General features: G+C 39.7%; 23 protein-coding genes and 2 pseudogenes. 14 read left to right on the forward strand and 11 right to left on the reverse strand.

What is annotated here, in order from left to right:
- Positions 1 to 49: 49 nt before the first annotated feature.
- Entirely contained in the window at positions 50 to 1,222 is a 1,173-nt protein-coding gene (locus AMD27_RS07630; RefSeq protein ID WP_067658517.1) for an isovaleryl-CoA dehydrogenase, read from the reverse strand.
- A gap of 147 nt (positions 1,223 to 1,369) precedes the next feature.
- Between AMD27_RS07630 and AMD27_RS07635 the strand changes: the two genes are divergently transcribed.
- The 5 genes and pseudogenes from AMD27_RS07635 to AMD27_RS19375 all read left to right on the forward strand — a co-directional run.
- Positions 1,370 to 1,996: a TetR/AcrR family transcriptional regulator gene (locus AMD27_RS07635; protein ID WP_067658520.1), complete on the forward strand. Its 627-nt coding sequence runs from the start codon at positions 1,370 to 1,372 to the stop codon at positions 1,994 to 1,996.
- A 122-nt stretch (positions 1,997 to 2,118) separates the two neighbouring features.
- Complete coding sequence (locus tag AMD27_RS07640; RefSeq protein ID WP_067658523.1) at positions 2,119 to 3,795, forward strand: AMP-binding protein; 1,677 nt, start codon at positions 2,119 to 2,121, stop codon at positions 3,793 to 3,795.
- A gap of 91 nt (positions 3,796 to 3,886) precedes the next feature.
- Positions 3,887 to 4,561 (forward strand): class I SAM-dependent methyltransferase, encoded by a 675-nt coding sequence (locus tag AMD27_RS07645; RefSeq protein WP_067658526.1) that lies wholly within the window; start codon positions 3,887 to 3,889, stop codon positions 4,559 to 4,561.
- Positions 4,562 to 4,730: 169 nt separating this feature from the next.
- On the forward strand, positions 4,731 to 5,729 hold the full coding sequence (gene cysK / locus AMD27_RS07650; protein WP_067658529.1) for a cysteine synthase A: 999 nt from the start codon (positions 4,731 to 4,733) through the stop codon (positions 5,727 to 5,729).
- A 173-nt stretch (positions 5,730 to 5,902) separates the two neighbouring features.
- A pseudogene (locus AMD27_RS19375) lies at positions 5,903 to 6,070 on the forward strand (LysR family transcriptional regulator); the annotation flags it as partial.
- Between the two features lie 253 nt (positions 6,071 to 6,323).
- Here the strand turns inward: AMD27_RS19375 and AMD27_RS07655 are convergent.
- Positions 6,324 to 7,958, reverse strand: coding sequence for a long-chain-fatty-acid--CoA ligase (locus AMD27_RS07655; RefSeq protein WP_067658531.1), 1,635 nt, complete (start codon positions 7,956 to 7,958; stop codon positions 6,324 to 6,326).
- Positions 7,959 to 8,321: 363 nt separating this feature from the next.
- Positions 8,322 to 8,498: a hypothetical protein gene (locus AMD27_RS19125; protein ID WP_228140728.1), complete on the reverse strand. Its 177-nt coding sequence runs from the start codon at positions 8,496 to 8,498 to the stop codon at positions 8,322 to 8,324.
- Here AMD27_RS19125 and AMD27_RS19130 point away from each other — a divergent pair.
- On the forward strand, positions 8,435 to 9,121 hold the full coding sequence (locus AMD27_RS19130; RefSeq protein WP_416202815.1) for a phosphatase PAP2 family protein: 687 nt from the start codon (positions 8,435 to 8,437) through the stop codon (positions 9,119 to 9,121). The genes AMD27_RS19125 and AMD27_RS19130 overlap by 64 nt on opposite strands.
- Here the strand turns inward: AMD27_RS19130 and AMD27_RS07665 are convergent.
- The 4 genes and pseudogenes from AMD27_RS07665 to AMD27_RS07680 form a co-directional block, all read right to left on the reverse strand.
- Positions 9,075 to 10,427: a sensor histidine kinase gene (locus AMD27_RS07665; protein ID WP_067662882.1), complete on the reverse strand. Its 1,353-nt coding sequence runs from the start codon at positions 10,425 to 10,427 to the stop codon at positions 9,075 to 9,077. The genes AMD27_RS19130 and AMD27_RS07665 overlap by 47 nt on opposite strands.
- A 4-nt stretch (positions 10,428 to 10,431) precedes the next feature.
- Positions 10,432 to 11,112: a response regulator transcription factor gene (locus AMD27_RS07670; RefSeq protein ID WP_067658534.1), complete on the reverse strand. Its 681-nt coding sequence runs from the start codon at positions 11,110 to 11,112 to the stop codon at positions 10,432 to 10,434.
- A 2-nt stretch (positions 11,113 to 11,114) separates the two neighbouring features.
- On the reverse strand, positions 11,115 to 12,782 hold the full coding sequence (locus tag AMD27_RS07675) for a phosphoethanolamine transferase (RefSeq protein ID WP_067658537.1): 1,668 nt from the start codon (positions 12,780 to 12,782) through the stop codon (positions 11,115 to 11,117).
- Between the two features lie 166 nt (positions 12,783 to 12,948).
- A pseudogene (locus AMD27_RS07680) lies at positions 12,949 to 13,427 on the reverse strand (lipocalin family protein).
- 277 nt (positions 13,428 to 13,704) lie between these two features.
- Between AMD27_RS07680 and AMD27_RS07685 the strand changes: the two are divergent.
- Together AMD27_RS07685 and AMD27_RS18105 are read left to right on the forward strand one after the other, a co-directional pair.
- Positions 13,705 to 14,079 (forward strand): IS630 transposase-related protein, encoded by a 375-nt coding sequence (locus AMD27_RS07685; RefSeq protein WP_067655598.1) that lies wholly within the window; start codon positions 13,705 to 13,707, stop codon positions 14,077 to 14,079.
- Complete coding sequence (locus AMD27_RS18105; protein WP_081405914.1) at positions 14,076 to 14,624, forward strand: IS630 family transposase; 549 nt, start codon at positions 14,076 to 14,078, stop codon at positions 14,622 to 14,624. Before AMD27_RS07685 ends, AMD27_RS18105 begins: the two co-directional genes overlap by 4 nt.
- 8 nt (positions 14,625 to 14,632) lie before the next feature.
- Here the strand turns inward: AMD27_RS18105 and AMD27_RS07695 are convergent, their stop codons facing one another.
- Together AMD27_RS07695 and AMD27_RS19380 are read right to left on the reverse strand one after the other, a co-directional pair.
- Complete coding sequence (locus AMD27_RS07695; RefSeq protein ID WP_067658540.1) at positions 14,633 to 14,932, reverse strand: hypothetical protein; 300 nt, start codon at positions 14,930 to 14,932, stop codon at positions 14,633 to 14,635.
- Positions 14,933 to 15,245: 313 nt separating this feature from the next.
- A complete protein-coding gene (locus AMD27_RS19380; RefSeq protein ID WP_067658543.1) occupies positions 15,246 to 15,428 on the reverse strand; it encodes a hypothetical protein in 183 nt (60 codons plus the stop codon).
- 788 nt (positions 15,429 to 16,216) lie between these two features.
- On the opposite strand from AMD27_RS19380, the gene katE reads away from it, so the two are divergent.
- From katE to AMD27_RS07730, 6 genes are all read left to right on the forward strand, one after another.
- Positions 16,217 to 18,340 carry a catalase HPII gene (gene katE / locus AMD27_RS07705; RefSeq protein ID WP_067658546.1) on the forward strand — a complete coding sequence of 708 codons (2,124 nt, stop codon included), beginning with the start codon at positions 16,217 to 16,219 and terminating at the stop codon, positions 18,338 to 18,340.
- Between the two features lie 212 nt (positions 18,341 to 18,552).
- Entirely contained in the window at positions 18,553 to 19,542 is a 990-nt protein-coding gene (locus AMD27_RS07710; RefSeq protein ID WP_067658549.1) for an acyl-CoA dehydrogenase, read from the forward strand.
- Positions 19,530 to 20,357: a PIG-L deacetylase family protein gene (locus tag AMD27_RS07715; protein WP_081405949.1), complete on the forward strand. Its 828-nt coding sequence runs from the start codon at positions 19,530 to 19,532 to the stop codon at positions 20,355 to 20,357. Before AMD27_RS07710 ends, AMD27_RS07715 begins: the two co-directional genes overlap by 13 nt.
- Positions 20,347 to 20,946 (forward strand): class I SAM-dependent DNA methyltransferase, encoded by a 600-nt coding sequence (locus AMD27_RS07720; protein ID WP_067658552.1) that lies wholly within the window; start codon positions 20,347 to 20,349, stop codon positions 20,944 to 20,946. The genes AMD27_RS07715 and AMD27_RS07720 overlap by 11 nt, the downstream gene beginning before the upstream one ends.
- Positions 20,943 to 21,683, forward strand: a complete 741-nt coding sequence (locus AMD27_RS07725; RefSeq protein ID WP_067658555.1) for a glycosyltransferase — start codon at positions 20,943 to 20,945, stop codon at positions 21,681 to 21,683. The genes AMD27_RS07720 and AMD27_RS07725 overlap by 4 nt, the downstream gene beginning before the upstream one ends.
- 362 nt (positions 21,684 to 22,045) lie before the next feature.
- A complete protein-coding gene (locus AMD27_RS07730; RefSeq protein ID WP_067658558.1) occupies positions 22,046 to 23,263 on the forward strand; it encodes an MFS transporter in 1,218 nt (405 codons plus the stop codon).
- A 103-nt stretch (positions 23,264 to 23,366) separates the two neighbouring features.
- Here the strand turns inward: AMD27_RS07730 and AMD27_RS07735 are convergent, their stop codons facing one another.
- Both AMD27_RS07735 and otsB read right to left on the reverse strand, forming a co-directional pair.
- Positions 23,367 to 24,800 carry an alpha,alpha-trehalose-phosphate synthase (UDP-forming) gene (locus AMD27_RS07735; RefSeq protein ID WP_067658561.1) on the reverse strand — a complete coding sequence of 478 codons (1,434 nt, stop codon included), beginning with the start codon at positions 24,798 to 24,800 and terminating at the stop codon, positions 23,367 to 23,369.
- Positions 24,793 to 25,641 carry a trehalose-phosphatase gene (gene otsB, locus AMD27_RS07740; RefSeq protein WP_067658564.1) on the reverse strand — a complete coding sequence of 283 codons (849 nt, stop codon included), beginning with the start codon at positions 25,639 to 25,641 and terminating at the stop codon, positions 24,793 to 24,795. The genes AMD27_RS07735 and otsB overlap by 8 nt, the downstream gene beginning before the upstream one ends.
- Between the last annotated feature and the right edge of the window lie 87 nt (positions 25,642 to 25,728).

Below are 25,728 nucleotides of genomic sequence, written 5' to 3' on the forward strand. Positions count from 1 at the left end.
GTCCCTGTATTTTTCTATTTCGTACTATTTTCTGGTGCTTACTTCATCATTATTTAGTTTCATTAAAAAGTTCACGACCAATCAGCATACGGCGAATCTCAGATGTGCCTGCACCAATCTCGTAGAGTTTGGCATCACGCCATAAACGACCGGTGTCATAGTCATTGATATAACCATTGCCGCCTAAGGTTTGAATCGCTTCACCTGCCATCCACGTCGCTTTTTCAGCTGAGTAGAGGATGGCACTGGCCGCATCTTTACGTAGACCACGGTCATGATCTGCTTTATCACATGCCGCACCAACTGCGTAAACCAGTGCTTTACTTGCGAGCCACGTCGAATACATGTCTGCAATTTTGCCTTGCATCAATTGAAATTCACCTAGACATTGTCCGAACTGCTTACGTTCATGAATATATGGAATCACCGCATCCAGACAAGCATCCATAATACCTAGTGGGCCACCGCTAAGCACTGCACGTTCATAGTCCAAACCACTCATCAGCACTTTCGTGCCATTACCGACACCGCCCATGACGTTTGCTTTTGGCACTTTGACATTGTCAAAGAATAGCGGGTAGGTATTTGAACCACGCATACCGAGCTTGTCTAAATGGGTGCCATGACTAAAACCTTGCATGCCTTTTTCAACCAAGAATGCGGTCATGCCTTTAGCACCCGCATTTAGATCAGTTTTGGCATAGACCACCAGTACATCTGCATCACCGCCGTTGGTAATCCACATTTTTGAACCATTTAAAAAAAAATGATCGCCCTGATCTTCAGCTTTGAGTTTCATGCTCACTACATCAGAACCAGCGTTTGGTTCAGACATAGCGAGCGCACCCACATAGTCACCTGAAATCAGTTTGGGTAAGTATTTTTGTTTCTGCTCTTCTGAGCCATTGCGGTTGATTTGGTTAATACATAGATTTGAATGTGCACCATATGACAAGCCAATTGAGGCTGAAGCGCGAGAGATTTCTTGCATGACGATAATATGCGCAAGATAACCTAGATTGATGCCACCGTATTCTTCGCTAACGGTTAAACCCATGAGCCCCATATCACCAAACTTTTTCCATAAATGGGCAGGGAATAGATTATCTTTATCCACTTGCGCTGCGATGGGTGCAATCTCTTTGGCACAGAACGCCGCCACTGAGTCACGCAGTGCGATTAAAGTTTCATCTAGCCCAAAGTCGATGCTCTGTAGATTCATATTGATTCTTCCTTAAAGTTTTATTTTTTATTCCGTAAAAGCAGTTTTGCTTGTGCTTAGAAAATACAATACATTTATTTTGTGAAAAAGTGAACTTATATTCATAAAATGATTTATAATTCATTTTAGTTGATTGGGGACACGATTATGAGCTATAAAAGATCATCTTTAATGCAAGAGCGTATGGCACAAAACAGAAAATCAATCTTGCAGTCAGCGCGTGAGTTGATCGCTGAGGGTGGTTTTAAAGACGCGCAAGTGCAAGCAATTGCAGATAAATCAGGTGTTTCAAGTGGTTTGGTCTATCGCTATTTTGAAAATAAAAACCAGATTTTGATTGAGGTACTGTCCAATGCCATTACCCGTGAAGTGGATATTTTAAATACCATTGCCAAAAGTGAACTGAGCAGTAAAGACAAGTTACTTAAAGCAGTCACCACCTTTGTAAAACGTGCGCTGAATAGCCCGCAATTGTCATATTCTCTGATGTTTGAACCCATTGATCCAACCTTGGAACATGAACGTTTTCGAAGTAAACAATTGATTAAGCAGTCGATCAAAGAGATTTTGGCAGAAGGAAAAACCAGCGGAGAGTTTCGGTTTGAAGATTTAAATACCGCGGCACTGTGTGTAGTCGGTGCCATGACCTTTGTGGTGATTGAACCTTTAAATCCATCTCGCAATGTGATATTCGATGAGAGTTATAAAGGTTACTTTGTAAAACAAATTGCTGATTTTTGTGTGAATGCTGTTCAGCCAATGGAGGGAGTATAGTCGTATTGAATCGCAGACACATCGGAATGTGAATGTTTGAGTATTTGTCAAAGTCAGGTCGAAGACCCACAATTTAAATGTGAAAAATACAGAATTAGAACAGAATCAAGGAGTAAGATTCAATGACACCGTTACGACTCAGTTATGCCTATGGCACCAGCCAGCAACCTTTACTCGGAATGACCATAGGAGATAAATTTGATCAAGCATGTTTGCAATATGCAGATCGAGATGCCGTGGTCAGCGTCCATCAAAATGTTCGACTCAGTTATGCTCAGTTACAACAGAAGGTAAATGCCTTTGCGTGTAGTTTACTGAAGTTCGGACTTGAAAAAGGTGATCGACTCGGAATTTGGTCACCCAACTGTGTGGAATGGACCATTGCTCAGTTCGCAGCATTTAAAGCCGGCATTATTTTGGTCAACTTAAACCCTGCTTATAAAAGCAGCGAACTTGAGTTTGTACTCAATAAAGTCTCCTGTAAGGCACTCATTATTGCTGCAAGTTTTAAAACAACGGATTATCAAGACATTCTCACCAAAATTGCGCCTGAAATTAAGCAGGCCACGGACAAGCTTTTAAATGCAGAAAAAGTTCCCCATTTAAAATTTGTAATTAAAATTGATGATGTCGAACATGTCGGATTTCATCGTTTTGCGGACCTGATGCCTGAGCCAACGGCTGAACAATTACAAAAGCTTGCAGAGATTACGGCTGACTTACAGTTTGATGACACCATTAATATTCAGTTCACCTCAGGCACAACAGGTAACCCTAAAGGCACGATGCTGACCCATAATAATATTTTAAATAATGGTTATTTTGTGGGTGAAGCGATTCATTTGACCCCACAAGATCGCGTCTGTATTTCTGTACCCTTGTTCCACTGTTTTGGCATGGTGATGGGGAATCTAGCCTGTATTACGCATGGTTCAACCATGGTCTATCCAGCAGGGGTATTTAATCCATTAGAGAGTTTAAAAGCGATTGAACAAGAAAAATGTACGGCAGCATATGGCGTACCGACCATGTTTATTTCCATGCTGGAGCAAGAACAATTCGATCAATTTGATTTAAGCAGTTTAAGAACTGGCATTATGGCAGGTAGTCCGTGTCCGCGTGAAATTATGCAACGTGTGATCGATCGTATGCATATGCGTGACATTACCATTTGCTATGGCATGACCGAAACAGCACCTGTGAGTGCACAAAGCTCAACTTCAGATTCTTTAGAACAGCGGGTCAGCACTGTGGGTCGCGTTCACCCACATATTGAAATTAAAATTGTCGATGAACAAGGTAAAGTTGTGCCTCGTGGCAAATTGGGTGAGCTGTGTGTGCGGGGTTATTCCGTGATGCTGGGTTACTGGGAAGAAGAAGAAAAAACCCGTGAAGTGGTTGATGTGGCCAAATGGATGCATACCGGTGATATCGCTGAAATGGATGATCATGGCTTTATTAAAATCAAAGGTCGTATCAAAGATGTGGTGATTCGAGGCGGTGAAAATCTATTTCCGAAAGAAATTGAAGATTTCCTCTATAAACACCCCGATGTGTCTGATGTACAAGTGATTGGCTTGCCTGATCCGCGTTATGGCGAAGAATTATGCGCGTGTATCATTTTACAAGAAGGTCACAGCGTCACTGAAGATTGTATTCGTGCGTATTGCAAAGAGCATATTTCACACAATAAAGTGCCGCGTTATGTTCGATTCTTTAAAGAATTTCCCATGACGGCGTCAGGTAAAGCACAAAAATTTAAGCTGCAAGAATTTAATCTATTTGAAGAAACGGCTTAATTTCATTGCTCAGAGATAGCCAATTTCTGATGAGATTGGCTTTTTTATTTGAAGAATGCTTTTTCAAAAACGAAGGAGAGGAGCAATAAGCATGGCAAAGGATTTTAGCCATCCGAAAGTGGTTGAACATTATGATCAACATATTCGAAAGTTAATTCCGGGTTATGAGTTGGTACATTTACAGATTCAAGCGATATTAAAAATACAGCTCAAGACCAATGCAAGAATTGTGATCGCAGGCTGCGGCACAGGCTATGAGCTAGAATATTTAATGCGAATGTTGCCACAGGCGCATTTTGTCGCATTTGATCCATCGGAGCAGATGGTTGCTAAAGCTCGGCAACGATTTGAACATCATGCCGATCTTCATCGGATTGAGTTTCATGTGGGTGATACCTCAATCTTGGCTCAATATACAGATCAATTTGATGCAGCACTTGCGATTTTAGTTTCGCATTTTTTAGCTTTAGAGCATAAAATAGCCTATTTCGAAGCCATTTATTCAAGCTTAAAGGAAGGTGGCTTTTGCCTCAGTTATGATCTCATGCAATTTCAGCATCAAGCGCAGATTTTACAGTTGCAAGCTTTGACTCAAGGTTTAGGTTTGCCTGAACAACAAAGCCAAGTCATGATCGAACGTATTGCAGATGATTTTGAGTTGATTTCTATTGAGGATATGCATCAACTGCTTCGGGATTGTGGATTTCGTCAAACGGAATGTTTTGCACAGATTGCAAATTTTTATGCGCTTCAGTCGAGCAAATAGGTCAAATAAACCCACTGATCATTCGAGATAGGCTGATATTGAGTGATATTCATTATTTTATATAAGGATAGCTCATAATTTTATATTGAATCTTTACAATTGTTTATATATCTAAAATGAAAAAAGACTATGATAAAAGCATAGTTTTAAGAATATAAAAGGAATCATCATGGCAACTGATGCTCAATTTCCCCAAACCGAAAATTTAGGCATTGCGGTTTACGCCAACAATGCAGAAGCCATTGGTAATACCCCATTGGTTCGGATTAATCGTCTCATTACTGGCGGTGCCACGGTATTGGCTAAGATCGAAAGTCGCAACCCAGCATTTTCTGTGAAAGACCGTATTGGCGCTGCACTGATTGCGGATGCTGAAAAAAATGGCAAGCTTAAAACAGGCATGCACATTGTAGAACCCACCAGTGGTAATACAGGCATTGCTTTGGCTTTTGTGGCTGCTGCCAAAGGCTATGACATTACCTTAACCATGCCCGCAAGTATGAGTATTGAGCGTCGTAAAGTACTCAAAGCATTAGGTGCAAATTTGGTGCTGACAGAACCTGCGAAAGGCATGAAGGGTGCAGTTGAAGAAGCAGTACGTTTGGCGACTGAAAATCCTGAACTTTACTATTTGCCACAGCAATTTGAAAACCCCGCCAATCCAAAAATTCATGAAGACACCACAGGTCCCGAAATTTGGGCTGCAACGGGTGGAAAAGTCGATATATTGGTTGCAGGTGTGGGGACAGGCGGTACGATTACCGGCATTTCCCGTTATTTTGAAAAAGTGAAAAATCAGCCAATTTATTCTGTGGCTGTAGAGCCTGCGGACTCACCTATTATTGGTCAAACCAAACGCGGTGAAACCTTGACACCGGGTCCTCATAAAATCCAAGGGATTGGGGCAAACTTTATTCCGGGTAATCTCGATTTAGATTTGGTCGATGAAGTCATCGCAATTTCTAACCAAGAGGCGATTGATGTTGCGCGTCAGTCTGCAACAAAAGAGGGGATCTTCGTCGGGATTTCAAGTGGGGCTGCACTTGCAGCTGCTGCACAATTGGCAGCGCGTCCAGAAAATGCAGGCAAAACAATCGTGGTTGTGCTTCCTGATGCAGGTGAGCGTTATTTATCTTCTGTGTTATTTGAAGATATTTCTGCGGATTGATTGCTCTTTAAGTGAACTTGAAACCGGCTCGATTGAGTCGGTTTTTTGATATATTTTATAAAGAAAAGTAGGTTTAATTTATTGGTAGTGCTAAAAACCAACGTGTAATAATTCATTTATATATTTTAATATCAATAACTTATTATTTTTATCACGTCGTATTCATGCACTACCAGAAGGAGCTTGAGTGGAAACTTTTAGAAAAAATCACGCCCATCATCAAGGATGATTCATCGTACTATCTATTATCACATACTGCTTTTGAAGAAGACCCACGTAAAATTATTTTTTTAAAATGGTTAATAAATGAAATGAATGAAAGTCAAATTAACTTTATATAATATTTCACTTTTAGACCCAAGTACTCTCCGTCTAGCAGAATAGGCACTCTGCGAAAGATAAAGTGAAATAAGGAATTAAATAAGAGATTTAACTATTAAACATAATTTGAAAAGTACCCTAAAAGCCTAACCTTCAGCAAGTCAGCTTGAGACAATATGTTTGGATATATCTCACTAACCCAATGTGCCATAAAAAAGATAAAGCCCTGACAGTAAAATCACTGTCAGATTATTAGCCGACTAAACCACGAAGCTAAACATTTTCCTCCAGCAGCACCGAACCAAAGTCTTCACGTAACTTACGCTTTAACATTTTACCAGTACCACTGAGTGGAATTGCGTCAACAAAAATCACTTTATCTGGCATTTGCCATTTGGCAATTTTGTCATGGTAAAAGCTAATCAAATCATGTTCAGTTAGCGTACTGTCCTTGGCTTTGACCGCAATTAAAACAGGGCGCTCATCCCATTTGGGATGTGTGGCTGCAATCACCGCGGCCATCACGATTTCAGGATGCCCCATGGCAATATTTTCAAGTTCAACCGAGGAAATCCATTCACCACCAGATTTAATTAAATCCTTGGCACGGTCACTAATATGTAAATAACCATCCCGATCTAAGGACGCAATATCACCCGTGTCAAACCAACCATCTGTGGTTAAACTGGTTTCAGTTTGAGCGAAATATCGCTCAATAATCCAGTGGCCTTTAATTTGCAAATTACCAATGGTCTCACCGTCATGCGACAAAAGCTGTGTGCCTTTTTCACCATCGACCAGACGTAGTGCAACGCCATACGGCGGACGACCTTGTGAAAGTCGAATCTGAGTTTGCTGCTGCGTGTCCAAATCTTTATGTTTGGCTTTAAGTTGATTGGCTGTACCCAATGGACTTGCTTCAGTCATGCCCCAAGCATGAATAGTTTCGCAGCCATATACGTCTCTAAAGGTATTCAGCATTGACGGTGGGCAGGCAGAACCGCCGATCACATTGCGTTTTAAAGAATCGAGCGAGCTGGCCAATTTTTTCGCTGAAGCCAATAGACCTTGCCAAATGGTCGGTACACCCAAGGCAATAGTCACATGGTATTCATCAATCAGTTGCACCAAGCTGTCTCCATCTAAACCCGGACCTGGAAAAATCATTGAAGCGCCGACCATCGCTGCAGCATACGGCGTACCCCAAGCTTGCACGTGGAACATAGGCACAACCGGTAAAATAATATCTTTAGCCGACAAATTCATGGAGTCTGGCAGGCTTGCAGCAAAGCTATGCAAGAGGGTCGAGCGGTGCGTATATAGGGCACCTTTTGGATTGCCTGTCGTACCTGAGGTATAGCACAAAGAGCTTGCGGTGGTTTCATCAAATTCAGGCCATTCATAATCTACGGCATAGTCTTTGATGAGATCATCATAAAACTTCACATCAGGTAGGGCCTGAGCAACCACTTCATCATACTCATCTAAACAAATATAGCTTTCAACCAATGGAATATGCGCTTTGATTGCAATGATCAAAGGTAAAAAAGTTTTATCAAAAAGAATCGCTTTGTCTTTGGCATCATTAATAATAAAAATAAGTTGTTCAGGAAATAGCCGTGGGTTAATGGTATGACAAATCAGACCACTGCCAGAAATGGCATACCAAGACTCTAAATGACGATGATTATTCCAAGCCAAAGTTGCAACACAGTCACCATGGGCTAATTTTAAATCGGCTAATGCTTTGGCACCGCGTTTAGCATTATCTGAAATATTGCCCCAATTGGTTTGGGTTATAGTGCCGTTGGTATTTTTGGAAATAATAGCGGTATCACTATGATAAGTTGCCGCATGTTCCAATAAGCTGCTGATGAGAAGGGGTTGAAACATCATACGTCCGTGCATTTGGCGCTCCTGGGATCTGTTTTAATTGCTTAATGATCTGAATTTTGTTGTTATATCCATTCATTTTTTAAATTTTAGATATGATAGCGAGATCAACAAGATCACATCGATTCAAATGAATACACTAATTTTACACTGGAGTAAAGGTTTAAGCGCTGACCAGAGATTGAACTCATTTGGTTATAGACGAAGTGAATAGTCATGCTGATTTTTTTCTTGTCATTACGCCATATCGATCAATTCATTTTTATTTGAAGAAATGTTGAATTGGTTTTTTTGAAAAAATCACCGATTTGGTGAAAATGCCGAATGATTTAAAATAAGCAGAATTTAAGCTAATTTCGAGCTAAATTGAAGTGCAATTTAAGCTGATTTTAAGCAGCGTACCGTAGCTTTGACTTTCTCTTTTTCTATTAGTGCGTATGCAAAACCAACATCAATTCCTGTTGATTCAATTCGTTTGGCTAATCTTTGCTTTGATTGCATTACTGTATTTTTTTCCCATTCACGGGCGGATTGATCTGGATTTAATCCAGCCATGGCTTGACCATCATGGACAGTTTTACTTAAGACATCATTGGGCTTTGAATGATCTGGGGCATCGCTACGTTAAATATGTTTTGATATTGGTTTATAGTTATTTTTTCATAGCATTTCTGGCGTCATATAAGTTCCAGCGCTTTGAAAGCAATCGTTATGCATTTTTATATTTCTTTACTATGGTGGTTCTGAGCACCAGTGTGATCGGGGTGATCAAATCACAGTCAAATTATGCCTGCCCATGGGATATGATCAACAGCACATCAACATCGTATACGTGGAATGCCCACCAAATGCACGGACACTGTTTCCCCGGGGGGCATGCGTCGAGTGGATTTGCACTGTTGGTCGGTTATTTTATTTATCGAATATCTGAGCCGAAACGGGCTTTGTTTTATTTAATCAGTTCACTGATGTTGGGTTTTGCTATGGGCTGGACACAGATGATGCGCGGTGCACATTTCTTCAGCCATAATTTATGGACGCTTTGGCTGATTTGGCTACTCAATGTCGGGGTATATGCACTGAGCTATTCGACATTCAAACGAAGCGTTTTTGGTGTAAAAGAAAATACCACTAAGCATCAGGGGCAAGATTTAAGCGCGAAGGCAGACGAATCGTAACTTTTAAGCCGCCCAATAGCGTACTTCGATTAAATTCAAGTTCACCGCCTAAGCGCTCAGTGGCTTTATCGACGATGGATAGACCCAAGCCACTGCCTATCTCTAAGTGATGATGCATTCGGTAAAATCGTTTCTTAATTTGCTCGTATAATTCAGGAGAAATCCCAGAGCCACTGTCTTCAATGGTAATTACGGCATGCTGATTCTCTAAAAAAGTACACACATTGATGATTCCATTGACTGGTGTGTATTTGATGGCATTATCAATCAGATTGTAAATGATCGAATGTACGGCAGAAATTTGACTTTGAATCATTACATGTTCATGGCGTTCCATACCCAAATCGATATTTTTCTCGAGGGCCAAATGAATCAGTTGCTCGATACAATTGACGGCTAATTCGTCAATCTGACATGCTAAATTTTGTTCGTGATTTAAAACAAAGGCATCTTGCTGAGCTAAGTTGAGCAATTGATTAACCAAATGTTGGATTCGAGCTAAACCTTGGTTAAGTTTAAGTAAAGAAGGATGATCAGGAACTTCCCTGAGTAAAATTTCTGTTTGTAAATTCAAGGCAGTAATTGGGGTACGTAGTTCATGTGCAGCGTCAGCGATAAATTGTTTTTGTTCACGCTGTGCGACAGAGATACGCTGAAATAGCTGATTCATTTCTTCAATACTGGGCACGATTTCAATGGGGTAGCTGTCGTGAGGAATCGGACTCAGCTCGTTGGGTTTGCGCTGCATCAACTCGGATTTAAAATGTTCAATGGGTTCAAAACTACGGCGAATAATGTAACTTAAGCCCCAAATTGCAAATGGCATAATGATCAAATACGGCAGAAACATATTGATCGCCAGTTCAATCGCTAAATTTTGACGTACGGACTTTTGCTGGCTAACTTGAATTTGCAGTTTTTCTAAGGGAATAATATAGGTCTGCAGTTCGCCATGTTTGGTGCTGTGCTGATAAAACCCCCTTTCTTTTACGGGATCCACCAATAAATTCAAAGGATGAGTAAGGTGAGCACGATTCTCATACGTCCATACATCGACAAACAAATCCTCTTCTTTATAATGTTTTGAATGATCAAATTGGCTATTAATGGCTTCACGATTAAACTTTGCAACGCGTTCTGCCAAATTTTTCATTTGAGCATCTAATATCTCATTGGTTTCTTCTAATGCAATTCGATAGGCTGCAAAAACTAGAACACAGCCCATCAATATACTGAATAAAGACGTATAAATAATTAGCCGTTTTTTTAAAGAATACTGAGGTTTGATGATGTTTTTTGGGGTCATTTTTTTATGAATGTCCAAGTCGATATCCTAAACCGCGGACATTTCGAATAAAGTCTTTACCTAATTTGGCCCGAATATGATGAATATAGACCTCTATGGTATTACTAGTGATATCACTGTCGAGATCATACATTTTTTCTTCTAAATTGCTTTTGGAGAAAATCTTATTGGGATGGGTCAGCAGTGGAATCAGCACCGCCCATTCACGATTAGAAAATTCAATTTGCTCTCCTTTAAATTCAGCAAGATGTAAATCTATATTCAAGCTCAAATCACCATAGCGCAAAAGCGGGTTAGCAGTGTTTACAGGAGATAAAGCGTGCTGCGTTCTTCGGATCAACGCATGAAGACGTGCCAGCAGTTCTTCAAACGCGTAAGGCTTAACCAAATAGTCATCTGCGCCGTAATTCAATCCCTGAACACGATTTTGTAGTTGATCGCGTGCTGAAATAATCAGTACAGGCAATAAAGCATGTTGTGCTCGAATATGCTTCAACACCTGCATGCCATCCATCATGGGGAGGCCCAAATCCAGTAACACCGCGTCATAGGAGTGAGCTTTGATATATTTTAAGCCATCCAAACCATTATTCACCCAATCCACCTTAAACTGATGGTATTGCAACAAGGTTTGGGTGGACTCCGCAATCATAAAATCATCTTCAATCATGAGTATGTTTTGCATGTTTAAGCTCTTATCGGATTGGCTGCTTGGCACTGGCTTATATTGAGACGTTGTTGAAGCGTTTTACTGCTTATATCCAATAAACTTAACAGAGTCGGAAACAGATTGTCATGAGAAAGAACGCTATTTTTTTGTTTAACCAAACAACTGAGCTGATCAGATGCATTTTTTTTCCAAGTTTGAGAGAACCACATGAACATGGGAACATGGGTTTGTTGGCTGGGTGCAATCGCATAGGGCGAGCCATGCAAATATAAACCATGCTCTCCAGTAGATTCACCATGATCGGACAAATACCAAAATGCCGTTTGATAATGTTGAACTTTGGCTAAATTTTGAATGATTAAGCTGAGGACACGATCTGTATATACAATCGAATTGTCATAGCTATTTAACAATGCTTGAGTTGAACAGCTCTGAATTGACTTGGTATGACAGGCAGGTTGAAACGGCTGATAGGCAGCGGTTGTGCGTTTATAATATGCAGGCCCATGACTGCCCATTTGATGAAGTACAATTAAACGGGGCGTTAGGTCATGAGGATTTAAGTGTGCGAGATAATTCTTTAAACTGTCGACTAAAATTTCATCAACACATTCATGCTCTGCGTTGCACCATTTTTGCTGAATGCTCGCAGGAATTTGAAATTGCTCAACACGATCGCAGACGCCTTTACAGCCTGAATTATTGTCAATCCAAGTGACTTTATATCCAGCACGCTGTGCAATATCGAGCAATCCTTCACGACGTTTGGCTAAGTTGGCATCATAATCGATGCGGGGCATGCCAGAAAACATACAGGGAACAGAGACTGCGGTTGCAGTACCGCATGAATTGACTTGAGTAAAATTAATTATATCCAGTTTGGATAATTCAGGATTGGTGTTTTGGGCATAACCATTGAGTGAAAAACTTTCTGCACGTGCAGTTTCACCGACCACCAAAACCATCAATTTTGGCGGTGTAGACAGCGCAATGCGTTGAATAACATGTGCGTCTTTACCGTAGTGTATAAAGGGTAAGTTTTGTTTAGGTGTTTGTTTTCGATAATAAGAGATAGACGACGCAATCATATTCTGAGGAGAAATCATGCTTTTTAATTCACGATTTTCACGAAAAATAGTCGCATAATCCACATAATAAATAAACAGCGACCCACCAATGAATAACAATGAACTGAGAAGTGTGATCAATTTTTTTAGCAAGATCGATGCTATCGGTTCAGATCGAATGGGGAGAATATATATTAAGATTAACGGTGCAGCCACAAAAGCCAAAATCCAGAAGATCAATTGAAACGTCAGCAGATCAAAAGCTTCTTGAGTATCTGTTTGTAGGACATTCTGAATTTGGTCAGCGTCAATCATGACCCCCAGACTGTTGACAAAGTATGCACTCAAACCACCCAAAATAATCCACATTGCCATGAAGAGTTTGGCATTAAACTGCCAATGGGTCAGCTGGAAAATCAGCAGATATAGACTGAAAATAATCAGAACAGAGGAGCCAATAAACAGGGCCGAGTGGATGCCCTCAGCTGGGGTTAAGCTGATTAAATGCTGATAAAAGCTCACATTCAGCGCAATTGCGAGCCATGCGGCAAAGATGATATTGAAAATTCCAAGCGAAATGGCAGGACGTTTTTGAGAAAAAAAGTGAACACTAAGCATGCTGTCATATATTTCTTTCTAAGTGAATACTCAATATAAATTGGAAAGCTTAAAAAGCACTTAATCAGTAGATCTCTCAAAAATTAAACACAAAAAAAAGAAAAGCGCGTTGAGCGCTTTTCTTTGAATACAATATGTTTTTGAACATAATATGAGCGTGTAAGTATTAGGCTGTTTTATGACCAGTATGCACAGTATGAATTAGATCTGATAAGTCATAACCTAAACTTTGCGCATATTGCAAATATTGATTTTTAGTCTGTTCATCTAGCACGGTGTCACGGTGCAAAATCCACAAGTATTTTAAACTGGGTTCACCCACAAGCGCAGTCTGATAGTTTTCATCAATTTTCAGCACCCAGTAATCACCTTTGGTGAAGGGCACCCAGCGAAAAAACTGACTTCGAGCTTGCCGTTTGGACCATCTACCACGGTTGCTTCGCCTACGGATTCATCCAGTTGTTGATGCTCATCTAGACAGCGGTTTTGAACTTTTACATTGCCATTTTCATTTAAAGAATAATGCGCAGATACATCTGTACTGTCTTCATGTTGATGTTTCATAGGCAGGCGTGCAATTTCATACCACGTGCCCAAATAACGATTTAAATCAAAGTTTGAAACAGTCTGAATGTGATCAGTCATCTTTGAGTTCCTATAATTTTGATGGTTATAAAATTTTTAAATATTTATAGTAATATCATCTGCTTAATCTAAATATTACATATTCTTTGTTGTGAAATATTGTCATCATTTACATTTAAATGTGCAACGCGAGCTTAGCTCAGTCTTAACTTAAGGTCTCAAGGTAGCCCACAGTAGGTGCATAATTGAGACATTCATACTGTGGGCATTCATTGATGTGTTATAGCTGCAATCTTATTTTAGGATACAATGATAAAAAATTAATTTGTTCAAGATCATGCCTAAAGTATATTCAGTGGATTTACGTGAAAAAGTCATGCAGTTTTATGAAGAAAATAATCACAAATCATATACATGTAAAACCTTTAAAATATCTAGAACCACTTTGGATGATTGGATTCTTCTTCAAAACACCACTGGAGAATTGAAACAGCCTAAAATCAATGCAGGTCGACCCACTAAAATCAAGGATATGGATGCTTTCAAACACTTTATTGAAACTACTGAATTTTCTCAAGTGAAAGATCTCATCCCTTTATTTGAACAAAAGTTTGGGTATCCAATCCTTTACTCAACCCTGTTAAAAGCCATTCATAGACTTGGTTGGACACGTAAAAAAAGAGTTTTCTCTATAAGCAAGCCGACAAAATAACAAGGGCTGTATTCAACTGGTTTCTTCCGCAATGGAAAGAGGCGTTTGGGGAAGATCAGATTCTTTATATTGATGAGTCTGGGATAAACACCACAGATACAGCGCAATATGGTTGGTCTAAACTAGGCAGTCGTTGCGCTGCTTTAAAATTGGGTGGTCATGGTAAAAGATTAAGTATCATCAGTGCTGTGAGGTCTAATTCAGCGTATCAGTTCCTTTACCCTTTGATTTTTCAAGGTTCATGCGATCGAGCAATGTTCACGGGATGGTTGAGATATCTACTTGAAAATTTAACCAAAGATAATCAAGATAAGACCAAAAGACATCTGCTGATTCTAGATAACGCTTCGATTCATAAGAACGGAGATATCAAAAAACTAGCCAAAGACTTTAACTGTAGAATCATGTACTTGCCTGCTTACAGTCCAGATTTAAATCCAATTGAAAAAGCATGGTCAGTGCTAAAATCCAAAGTTAAAAGTATCGCTGTCCGTTTTGACAAAAACATAGAAGAAGCGCTCGATTTAGGCTTGAAGGCAATGTAGCTTAAAATTTAAATCCAGCTATAAATTTTATCCCATGCATCTTTGACGGCATGCTTTGCGTGTTCCCACTTTAAGCGAGAATCTGCTTTAAAATGATCCCATTTTGATTTTAGATCATTTTCAGAGTCTTCAAATCGAGCATCTTTGCCATACTCAGCACGTGAATTCCGTCCAAACTCATACGCTGATGAAAGATCACGATCATAGTCAATATCGGGTATGTCGCGTTTTAAATCATTATAATATGGACGTTCAGTGTGACTGTCACGCCAATAGTTACGTGATTCTAAATGATCTGGTTGAGTCATAGTCTGATTCCTTATTTTCAATGTGATTAAAGTGAAATCCAGTCTGTTGATATTCAATCTATTCATAGATGATGACAACATCTTAAATCCACTTCACTATTTTTAAATATATAGAATCTGATTTGATCAGACACTCATATTAATAACAGAAATTTTGATCTCATATATTTTAGAATGTTAATATTTGTATTGGATTGAATATCATAAAATGCATTAAAGCGTAATATTCATCATTTAGGTAACACCATTTAATATTTTAATACATTTGTTTTGCTGTTCAGTCATCATTATATTGCTGAGCATCTCTTAAAATCTATTCAATGAGTTGAATGAGTCTCTTACATATAGATACATATAGAAATAGAATAAAAAATGTACCCACAGGCTTGCCTTTGGTCTCAGAACCGCCTTTTTTAAGTAAACTTGTACAGGCAATTAAAACATCTGCCTTAAATATGGGCTTACCCTGAATGACTATATTTTCAGTGGTTTGCATCGATTCGGCTGTTTATTCATCGATGTTTTTTTATCTATTTTTAATACCTATTCTTTGACCCGAAGATCATAGCAGACCAAACTGCCATACAAAATGGGGTAGTGCTAAATACCAACGTGTAATAATTCATTTATATATTTTAATATCAATAACTTATTATTTTTATCACGTCGTATTCATGCACTACCCAAAATGGCACCTGAATACTGACTTGGCGAAAAACAATAGGCCAAGTATCCCGCAGAGGCACTTTCTATAAAAGCCACACTCAATTTTCTTTTTACAAGTCGCTTATAACAATGATCCTTCATATAAGACTCCTGATGTGTTTAAAATATCTTGTGATTTTAATCATAATATTTTTGCATCAGTTACTTAAAGCAATTTTTTGATTTTCGATTTAAAAAAAGGGTAGTGCTAAAAACCAACGTGTAATAATTCATTTGTATATTTTAATATCAATAACTTATTATTTTTATCACGTCGTATTCATGCACTACCAAAAAAAGATTACTGATAGAGAACGAAATATAACAACTTTAAATGTATTGTATGACTATATTTAATATACGCTTGTAAAAAAATCAAGTGTGATTAGGCTACGGTTAAAAAAGTGGGAGGATCAAGATTCGGGACTGTCTCATGCATTTAAATATCAAATATTCATTTGTGCTAGCGAAAAAAATTTAAATTCATGCTGTGTTGGTATGAGTTTAAATGGCGATAAGCTAATTTAATTTTTCACCGAAAAATGTCTTAATAAATTCAATCATTTAATAGGTATATACATGAAAAATAAAGCAAACAAAAGCGAAATGGCTGGAGCCAATCAAGACAATAAACAAAATCAGTCTGCAAAATCTGATCAGCTTGATGGTTTTCGCAGTGATGCCACTCAGCAAGACCTCACCACCAATCATGGGGTGAAAATCTCAGACAATCAAAATAGCCTGAAAAGTGGACCACGAGGTTCAACGCTATTAGAAGACTTTATACTCAGAGAGAAGATTACCCATTTTGATCATGAACGTATTCCTGAGCGAATCGTACATGCGCGAGGCGTGGGCGCACACGGTTATTTTGAAGCCTATCCAGGCAATGAAAAGTTTACTAAAGCTGGATTTTTAACAGACCCATCTACCCGCACCCCGATTTTTGTTCGTTTTTCTACGGTGCAAGGGCCACGTGGTTCAGCCGATACTGTACGTGATATTCGTGGTTTCGCGATCAAGTTTTATACCCAAGAAGGTAACTATGACTTGGTCGGCAACAATGCACCTGTCTTCTTTATTCAAGACGGGATTAAGTTTCCAGATTTTGTCCATGCGGTAAAACCTGAACCGCACAATGAAGTACCTACGGGTGGATCTGCACATGATACCTTTTGGGATTTTGTGTCACTTGTGCCTGAGTCAGCACATGCGGTGATGTGGGCGATGTCAGATCGTGCAATTCCGCGTAATTTAAGATCGATTCAAGGTTTTGGTGTACATACTTTCCGTTTAATCAATGCTGAAGGAAAGGGCGTATTTGTCAAGTTCCACTGGACGCCAAAGCAAGGCTTAGCGCAGCTGGTTTGGGATGAAGCTCAAAAACTTGCAGGTAAAGATCCTGATTTCCATCGCCGTGATTTATATGATGCGATTGACAACGGTTTTTATCCTGAGTGGGAATTGGGCATTCAGATCGTTGAAGAAAAAGACGAGATGAGTTTTGACTTTGACTTACTCGACCCGACCAAAATTATTCCAGAAGAATTGGTGCCTGTTACCCCCATTGGTAAGTTTGTACTGAACCGCAATGTCGATAATTTCTTTGCTGAAATTGAACAAATTGCATTTTGCCCAGGTCATATTGTACCCGGAATCGACTTTACCAACGATCCGCTGCTGCAAGCACGATTGTTTTCTTATACAGATACCCAGTTAAGCCGTTTGGGTGGCCCGAATTTCCATCAGTTGCCCATCAATAAGCCTGTCTGTCCGTTCCATAATAATCAACGTGATGGTATACATCAGTCTTTGGTACATAAAGGGCAGGCCTCTTATCAGCCAAATTCTATAGACAGTAACTGGCCTGCTGAAGTTGCGCCTGCTGCTCAAAATGGTGGTTTTGAAAGTTATCAAGAACGTGTAGATGGTCATAAAATTCGACAACGCAGTGAATCTTTCTCTGATCATTTCTCTCAAGCACGCCTGTACTATCAGAGTCTAGCGCCGCATGAGCAAAAACACGTGGTTGATGCGTATACTTTTGAGCTGAGTAAAGTCAAACGCCCGCACATTCGCGAGCGCGAAGTACAAGAGGTGTTGGCCAATATTGATTTTGATTTGGCGAAACAAGTCGGTGACAACTTAGGCATTGAAGTAACTGATCCAAAAACTCAGAAACAATCCAAGCTTCAAACCTCGAAAAAATTATCCCTTGAAGCATTTGCACCGTCTGATATTAAAGCCAAGAAAATTGCTATTTTGGTTCATCCACAAGTCAATGCAAAAAATGTTGATGCGATTTTAAAATGGGCAAAAGCTGAGAATGCAATTGCACATGTTTTAACGCCAACACCTGCGCCTGTACCGAGCTTAGGCAAAGTGCAATTGGCATCTGATGGCATGCAAAAGGGCGAGCCATCGATTGCTTATGACGCAGTGGTGATCGTCGATGGTGATAATCTTGATGTAGTTCAATCCGACGGTGTTGCAAAACATTATCTTCAAGAAGCGTATAAACATTTGAAGCCTGTGGTTTTCTTGGGGGACAAAGGTCAATTAATCGAGGCATTGCAATTAATGCCAGATGAAGGAACCCTGCAAGCTGACAGTTTTGATGAAGTTAAAGATAGCTTAAAAACATTGCTGATTAAACATCGGGTTTGGGCGCGAGAAGCAGCAGCTGAAGGTATTCCTGCATAACGATTTTCTTTTAAAGAGAAGATGTTGATAAAGAGAATATGCTCAAGCACTTCGATGCTAAATGGCCGAAATAAATGGATACAGGTTTAATCAATTTAAGCCTGTACCTTCTTGATATATAGGTAAAATTGAATAAAACTTAAATGTATAACGTTTAAATGATCACTTTATAAAATAATGAATCATGCATGCCTTAAATACAGGGAGTGTTTATGCTCAAAGCTATTACAACTGTATTAGAACAATTTGAACAATCGAACATAGACGAAAAAGCCCGTTTAGAACAGGCGATCATGCAACTGTTGCCTGTCGCAGAGCAAATTCCACATCCGGCTCAAGGTCAAACCTTATTGCGTTGGCAAATTTTGGCACAAGTCGCCGCCAGCAACTTAAATTTGGTGAAGTGGTTTGAATCGCATTTAGATGCGCTGAGTATTTTGAATGAGTTGCAATATCCGAATGTAAAAAGCGGACTATGGGCCGTATGGGCGGCAGAAGGTAGTCCGCAGCCTTTAAAGTTTGAGCATGGACATTGTATAGGTCTTAAGAACTGGTGTTCTGGAGCGAGCTTGGTTGATTATGGGTTGATGAGCTATAAAGACGAAAATAATCAATCTCAATTGCTCATTGTAAATATGCATGAACAAGGCATAGAGATACGACCAGCAGGCTGGCATGCGCTGGGTATGCAGTACACTCAAACCAGTGCGATCTATTTTCAACATGTAAAAGCTGAAAAAGTCGGAGCGCCGAATGCCTATTTGAATCGTGCTGGATTTTGGCATGGTGCAGCAGGGGTGGCGGCGTGTTGGTTTGGCGCAGCGCTTCGTTTGGCAGGTTATTTAATTGAAGCTGCAAAAACGAATCCTCATGATTTTAAGCAGATGTATTTAGGTGAGGTCATGACAGCCGTTGAAACCACACGCCAGCTTTTTTATGCACTTGCAAAGAAACTAGATGAAGCACCGCATCTCAGTCATGAGTTAGAGATTCGAATACTCAGAGCACAAACCGAATCGACTGCAGAACTTATTTTAAAAAATGTGGGTAAAGCATTGGGTGCAAGGCCTTATTGTGAAGACAAGCAGTTTGCTCAGCTGTCAACAGACTTAGCTGTGTTTTTAAGACAAAGTCATGCGGCATTTGATTTAAAAAGAATCGGGGAGCTTGTGTCAGAGGAGTCGAATGTATGGCAACTTTAAAAGCAGTCGATCAGCCATCCCATACTTTTTTAAATCTTGCTTCAAATGATCCAGAAAATAAGCAACGCTTGATCTATGGGCAAGGCACCACCAAACAGCAATGGCTTGACTGGAAAGGTTTAAGCGAACTTAAGCCTTTTGAGATTGAAACACACTTTCCAAAACACAGTCGCGTCTTGATTCTAGCACCCCATCCAGATGATGAAATCTTAGGCTGCGGCGGTCTGCTCCAAAAGCTGTCGAAATTACAGCGCAATATTGTTTTGATTGCGGTTATCAATGGCACCAAAAGTCATCCTGACTCCACGCTTTATACAGAGGATCACTTGAATCAAATTCGACCTGCTGAGTCAAAAGCGGCACTCGAAGTTTTAGATATTCAAAATATCCAGCGTATAGCACTGAATTTGCAAGATGGCGCAATTGCGATCTCGCATGCTCAGTTTTACGCAAAGCTTGAACAGTTGCTTGAGCCGAATGATATTTTAGTCACCACCTATGAAAAAGATGGTCATCCCGATCATGAGCATAGCGCATATGTGGTTTCTCAAATCTGCAAAAAATATCAACTCAAATATTATCAAGTGTTGATTTGGGCATGGCACTGGGCAGCGCCCAATAATGCACAAATTGCATGGGAGCAGGCTTATCGTTTAGATTTAGATTCAATTGAGTTGGAACTGAAACATCGCGCGATTCAATGTTTTAAAAGTCAGTTAGATATTGATTCCTCTACAGGGCAGGCACCGATATTATCGAGTGAAGTGGTTGATCGAATTTTAATGCCTTATGAGGTGTACATGCATGGACAGTAAAAGCCAATATTTTGAAGCAATGTACGAAGAAAGTGATGACCCGTGGGATTATGCCAACCGTTGGTATGAAAAGCGCAAACGTCAGATTTGTATGTCAGTCTTACCTAAAATGAGTTTTGAGCATGTGTTAGAGATAGGCTGTGCCAATGGTTTTTTGAGTGAATTACTGGCAGAGCGCTGTCAAAAATTACTGTGTATAGATGCCAATCCCAAAGCGATTGAGTTGGCAAAGCAGCGCTTAGACGCTGCGGCTCATGTGGAATTTATCCAACATCGCATTCCAAATGAGTTTCCAAACGGTTCATTTGATCTGATTGTGGTCAGTGAAATTTTATATTACCTCAGCAAAAGTGAGGTGACAGCCTGTTTAGAGCAGATAAAAACATCACTGTCAAAAGATGGCGTGGTGTTGAGTTGTCATTGGCGCTATCCGATCGAAGGCTTTGAGCTCAATGGCAATACGGTGCATGAGCTGTTAAGAACTGAGCTGAATTTACACCATTCCTTCAGTTTAGCGGATCCCGATTTTGTATTGGATATCTGGACACATCATCCAGCAAGTGTGGCACAGCAGGAGGGTTTATTATGATCATTGGTGTGGTCATACCTGCTTACAACGAAGAGCACTATTTAAAAGCCTGTTTAGACTCGATTGATATCGCCATTCAGCAAATTTCGATTTATCAACAATCAACATCAACACATCAGGTGAACAGACAATCCAGCGCAAAAAAAAGCTTTGGACCCGAAAATGAGTATGAGATCAAGGCCCAAGTTTTGGTGGTGCTGGATAGTTGTAAGGATGGCTCACTGCCTATTGTTCAGAATTCTAAGGCGGCTTATTTAGAATGTGACGTTAATTCAGTCGGCATTGCCCGTGATTTAGGGGTAAGAGAGCTGATTAGACAAGGTGCAGATTGGATTGCCTGTACAGATGCGGACTCAACTGTAGATGTGTTGTGGCTTGTAGAACAAATTCGTGCGCAGCCCGCAGATGTGATTTGTGGCGTGGTGGATGTCGACCGCTGGGACACCTTGTCCGAAAAAACCAAACATGAATACATTTCTCAGTATCAGGACTGTATGAATCATACCCATATACATGGGGCAAATTTGAGTTTTTCAGCAGCTGCATATATCGCTGCTGGTGGTTTTCAACCCATAGCTTGTCATGAAGATGTGAGACTGGTTGAGCAAATGCAAGCCATGAATTTAAATATCACTTGGACGAATCGGGTAAGGGTCACGACCAGCAGCCGTTTGGATGGAAGAGCGCCTGAAGGATTTGCTCACTTTTTAAAAACGATTGAGTGTAATCAGAGCTAAAATTGAACATTGATGGTCGATATTTAATCTGAGTGAAAAATACCATTTTGATCGTACATACATAATTATATAAAATAACGATTAATTATTTGCTGATCAAAGCTTGAAATTTACATGAATATGAACAAATAGAATGAATTAAAAATAATGCATCAAAGCTAATAACGATCAATAAAATCTGCGTTACAAAACTTTCTGTCCCCAACAAAAACAGCGCTTTTCTTTTCAAATTTATTGTATATAATTTCGCCAAATAACCCCTATATAGTTTTAGCTATGGCTATAAACACATAGGGGTTTTTCTATGGATTTAGACTCTGCATGGATTGAATTTTTACCTAATATTTTGCGGTAACATAGCGATGATCATCACCAAACCCAACGTAATTGAACGTGCCTTAACTCAAAAGTCGCAGCATTCACTTTCGACGGTTATCAGTTTCTTTTGCCTCGGATTATGTACCGCGGCTTGGGCACCTTTAATTCCTTATGCACAGCAAAGGCTGAGTCTTAATCATGCGGATTTTGGTGGACTCTTGCTGTGCGGTGGTTTGGGATCAATGATTGCAATGCCTGCGACTGGATATCTCATTCAAAAGTTAGGATGTAGATCTATGATTGCGGCATTTTTGTTGGTCCTAATGTTTACTTTGCCACTGATGACACTTGCACCGAGCGCTGCAATGTTGGCTATTTTATTGTTTATTTTCGGCAGTGCTGCGGGAGGGCTTGGGGTGGTGATTAATTACCAAGCTGTGGTGGTGGAGAAAAAACTGACCCAAAACTTAATGTCTAGTTTTCATGGGATGTGCAGTCTGGGTGGTTTGGGCGGGGTAATGGCGGTGACATTATTGTTATCTGTCGGTGTTCCACCTTTTTTAAGCGCCGTCTTAATGGGTTTTATTCTTCTCATCTTAGTGTGTGTTGCAGTCCCACACAGTTTGAAAAAAACTGAGATCTTAGATTTAAATACTCAAAATACTGATGAATCTAGCCACAGTGTAAACATGGCTAATAAATGGATGATGCCTCCGCCTTTGATCTTAGTCTTTGGTTTGATGTGTTTTATTGCATTTTTAACAGAAGGCTCTGCCATGGAATGGAGCGGAATTTATTTGGTCGATCAATTTAAAATCGATGCAGCTTATTCCGGTTTGGCCTACACCTTTTTTGCTATTGCCATGACTATGGGGCGTTTTAGTGGGCATTGGGTGTTAACGTTCTTGGGTGAAAAAAAGACCATCATTTACGGTTCAATTTTGGCTGCGATCGGGCTATCAATTGTGATTGCAGCACCCATTTGGACCGTGGCTTTGTTAGGGTATTTCCTGATGGGTTTGGGCTGTGCAAATATTGTTCCGACTATCTTTTCTCAAGTGGGTCGTCAAAACGTGATGCCAAAAGCAGTTGCATTGTCTTATGTATCGACCATGGCATATAGTGGGGTATTGATCGGACCTGCATTTATTGGGCTGGGTAGTGAAATATTGAGTTTAACAGCTGTATTTACAGTACTCGCGGTGGCTGTAATTTTAATTCCATTATTGAATATGTTCACGCGTTCAAAACGACTGGCTTAATCACTCCAGCAAAATCATTCTTATTAGAGTATGACCCGCTCTCTTATTAAAAACGACGCAGTGCATATTGAACTGCGTCGTTTACTATTTTGCATGGCATGAGCTAGCTTCTATGTTGGACTGTTCGAGCAGGTGAGTCCGATTGCGTTATGGTGGTGGGTGCAATCGCTTTTAAATCATTTAAGAAAGCATTGCGCCAATCCTTAATATCAAAATGCTTTAAGCCTTTAATTAAGTATTCATAGCGCTCAATACGCTCAGATTTGGACATGACTAATGCTTTTTTTAAGGCATTGACCATACTGCTGGGTGACTCAGGATCGACAATAATCGCTTCAGGCATTTGCTCTGCTGAACCTGCATATTTAGATAAAATCAAAATGCCAGGACATTCAGGGTCTTGTGCAGCAATAAATTCCTTGGCGACTAAATTCATACCATCACGTAAAGAATTGACCCAACAAATGTCGGATTGACGATAAATTTGCATGAGTTGATCATGCGCAATAGTATCATGCGTACATTGAATAGGATTCCAATCACCTTGTGAAAACTGATGATTAATCGCATCAACTTTGGCTTGTACTTGATTGAATAAATCCTCATACGCTGGAATGTCCATACGACATGGGCAAGCCACTTGCAAATCGGTCACGAGCTGATGGTATTCGGGATATTGTTTTAAAAAATCAGCAAAGGCGTTAAAGCGCTCAATTAAACCCTTAGAATAATCAATGCGGTCTACAGAAATTATGGTCTTATGATCATCTATTTGATCAAAACTAAAGGTGGTATCCGCTCTTTCGTTTTCAGCGTCTATAGCAGCCTGCTGTATGAGTTCAGGATTAACGCCAATGGGATAACATTGAATTTTAACCTCGCGATTTTCCAAAACCAAGATTTGATCTGGGGTGAGCATGCCGCCTAGGTAATATTGTAAAACATCGACACATTGTTTTTGATCTTGCTCAGTTTGTAAGCCGAGCACATTGTATTCAGATAAGTGCTGAATCAGTTTTTCCGAAACCTCTAAATCTTTCCAAATATTCAAACCAGCAAACGGAATATGCAAGAAAAAGCCAATCCGATTTTTCATACCCAATTCACGGCAGTAATGTGCCACGCTTAAAAAATGGTAGTCGTGTACCCAAATCATATCTTCAGGTTCAGCAATACGGCTCAGTTCTAAGGCAAAGTGTTGATTCACTTTCTGATAGGTCCGAAATTCATCAGGCTGAAATTCGATAAGGTCTTCACGGTCATGCATTGCAGGCCATAAGGTATTATTGGAAAAACCACAGTAATAGTCTTCATACTGCTGGTGTGTGAGAGGACAGGTGACATATTCGACCTGCTCGGTTTGATATACGCTAAAATGTTGTTCATCGACAGATTCTACTCTTTCACCATTCCAACCTAGCCAAACACCACCCATGTCCTGCAAAGCATCTTGTAATGCCACTGCTAAACCACCCGCGGCATGTCCATTAGCGCTGGGTAAATTGACTCGATTTGAAAGTACGATTAATTTAGACATGCTTTTTCTCCATTTTTTTTGATACTTGAGACTGTCTTTTAGCGTGCTTTTGAATTAACTGCGAAAAATGATCAATAAAATCACAGGTCGTGCTGATATTTTTAAATCGGTACTGTGCACAGGTTTCTCCTTCACCCACCTTGATGGATATTCCTCCCATTTGATTAATTTTTTGAAATCCAGATTCATCAGTGCGGTCATCACCCATAAAAATGGGCGTGAATTGATTTAATTTATTGTGTATATAGATTTGTTCAATGGCCTTGCCTTTATCTGCTTGCGCCAAGATCAGCTCATAAACACATTTGCCTGTACTCAGTTTAAGCTCAGGATATTTGCTTAGTACACGGTCACTGACTTGTCGAGCAAACGGGGCAAGTTCTGGATATTCTCTAAAATGAATCGCAACAGCATATTTTTTTCGTTCAATTCTCAGTTTTGGATATAAGGCACAAGCAGCTTCAATCTCTTGATAAATGTGTTGAAAATTTGAACAATTCATTGGGCTTTGCAGCATGTGCTTATCAGAAAAGCGAATTTCTAGACCGTGTGTTCCTGCAATAGGCAATTCCAGTGGGTTAAATAATCGAATTGCGTCTTGAATGCTTCTGCCAGTGATCGCTGCTATAGGAATTTTATGTTCTTGTATATGATTTAATTGTTCTAAAGTTTCTATTGAGATAAAGCTTAAGCTCGGATCTGGATGAAATTCCGATATTGTTCCATCAATATCTAAAAATAAACAATATTTTTCAGCGGGATATATAAGTTTTTTGATTAAATCCAAAGCTGAAATATAAGGGTTTTTATCATGTATTTGTCCAGTATTCGACTCAAACATTGTTCATGCCTAATGACTTGTAATACCTCATAATTAAACAAATAAAGCATGAAAAGTAATATTTTTACATTTCATCGCTATAAAACT

Source organism: Acinetobacter sp. TGL-Y2 (assembly GCF_001612555.1).
Lineage (GTDB): Bacteria > Pseudomonadota > Gammaproteobacteria > Pseudomonadales > Moraxellaceae > Acinetobacter.

Coding starts and splice junctions, on each gene's coding strand:
- AMD27_RS07735 (WP_067658561.1), bottom strand. CDS start 24,800: ATGTCTAAATTAATCGTACTTTCAAATCGAGTCAATTTACCCAGCGCT.
- katE (WP_067658546.1), top strand. CDS start 16,217: ATGAAAAATAAAGCAAACAAAAGCGAAATGGCTGGAGCCAATCAAGAC.
- AMD27_RS07715 (WP_081405949.1), top strand. CDS start 19,530: ATGGCAACTTTAAAAGCAGTCGATCAGCCATCCCATACTTTTTTAAAT.
- AMD27_RS07720 (WP_067658552.1), top strand. CDS start 20,347: ATGGACAGTAAAAGCCAATATTTTGAAGCAATGTACGAAGAAAGTGAT.
- cysK (WP_067658529.1), top strand. CDS start 4,731: ATGGCAACTGATGCTCAATTTCCCCAAACCGAAAATTTAGGCATTGCG.
- otsB (WP_067658564.1), bottom strand. CDS start 25,641: ATGTTTGAGTCGAATACTGGACAAATACATGATAAAAACCCTTATATT.
- AMD27_RS07645 (WP_067658526.1), top strand. CDS start 3,887: ATGGCAAAGGATTTTAGCCATCCGAAAGTGGTTGAACATTATGATCAA.
- AMD27_RS07670 (WP_067658534.1), bottom strand. CDS start 11,112: ATGCAAAACATACTCATGATTGAAGATGATTTTATGATTGCGGAGTCC.
- AMD27_RS07635 (WP_067658520.1), top strand. CDS start 1,370: ATGAGCTATAAAAGATCATCTTTAATGCAAGAGCGTATGGCACAAAAC.
- AMD27_RS19380 (WP_067658543.1), bottom strand. CDS start 15,428: ATGCAAACCACTGAAAATATAGTCATTCAGGGTAAGCCCATATTTAAG.
- AMD27_RS07725 (WP_067658555.1), top strand. CDS start 20,943: ATGATCATTGGTGTGGTCATACCTGCTTACAACGAAGAGCACTATTTA.
- AMD27_RS19125 (WP_228140728.1), bottom strand. CDS start 8,498: ATGGCTGGATTAAATCCAGATCAATCCGCCCGTGAATGGGAAAAAAAT.
- AMD27_RS07695 (WP_067658540.1), bottom strand. CDS start 14,932: ATGACTCAACCAGATCATTTAGAATCACGTAACTATTGGCGTGACAGT.
- AMD27_RS07640 (WP_067658523.1), top strand. CDS start 2,119: ATGACACCGTTACGACTCAGTTATGCCTATGGCACCAGCCAGCAACCT.
- AMD27_RS07730 (WP_067658558.1), top strand. CDS start 22,046: ATGATCATCACCAAACCCAACGTAATTGAACGTGCCTTAACTCAAAAG.
- AMD27_RS07630 (WP_067658517.1), bottom strand. CDS start 1,222: ATGAATCTACAGAGCATCGACTTTGGGCTAGATGAAACTTTAATCGCA.
- AMD27_RS07655 (WP_067658531.1), bottom strand. CDS start 7,958: ATGCACGGACGTATGATGTTTCAACCCCTTCTCATCAGCAGCTTATTG.
- AMD27_RS07675 (WP_067658537.1), bottom strand. CDS start 12,782: ATGCTTAGTGTTCACTTTTTTTCTCAAAAACGTCCTGCCATTTCGCTT.
- AMD27_RS07685 (WP_067655598.1), top strand. CDS start 13,705: ATGCCTAAAGTATATTCAGTGGATTTACGTGAAAAAGTCATGCAGTTT.
- AMD27_RS07665 (WP_067662882.1), bottom strand. CDS start 10,427: ATGACCCCAAAAAACATCATCAAACCTCAGTATTCTTTAAAAAAACGG.
- AMD27_RS07710 (WP_067658549.1), top strand. CDS start 18,553: ATGCTCAAAGCTATTACAACTGTATTAGAACAATTTGAACAATCGAAC.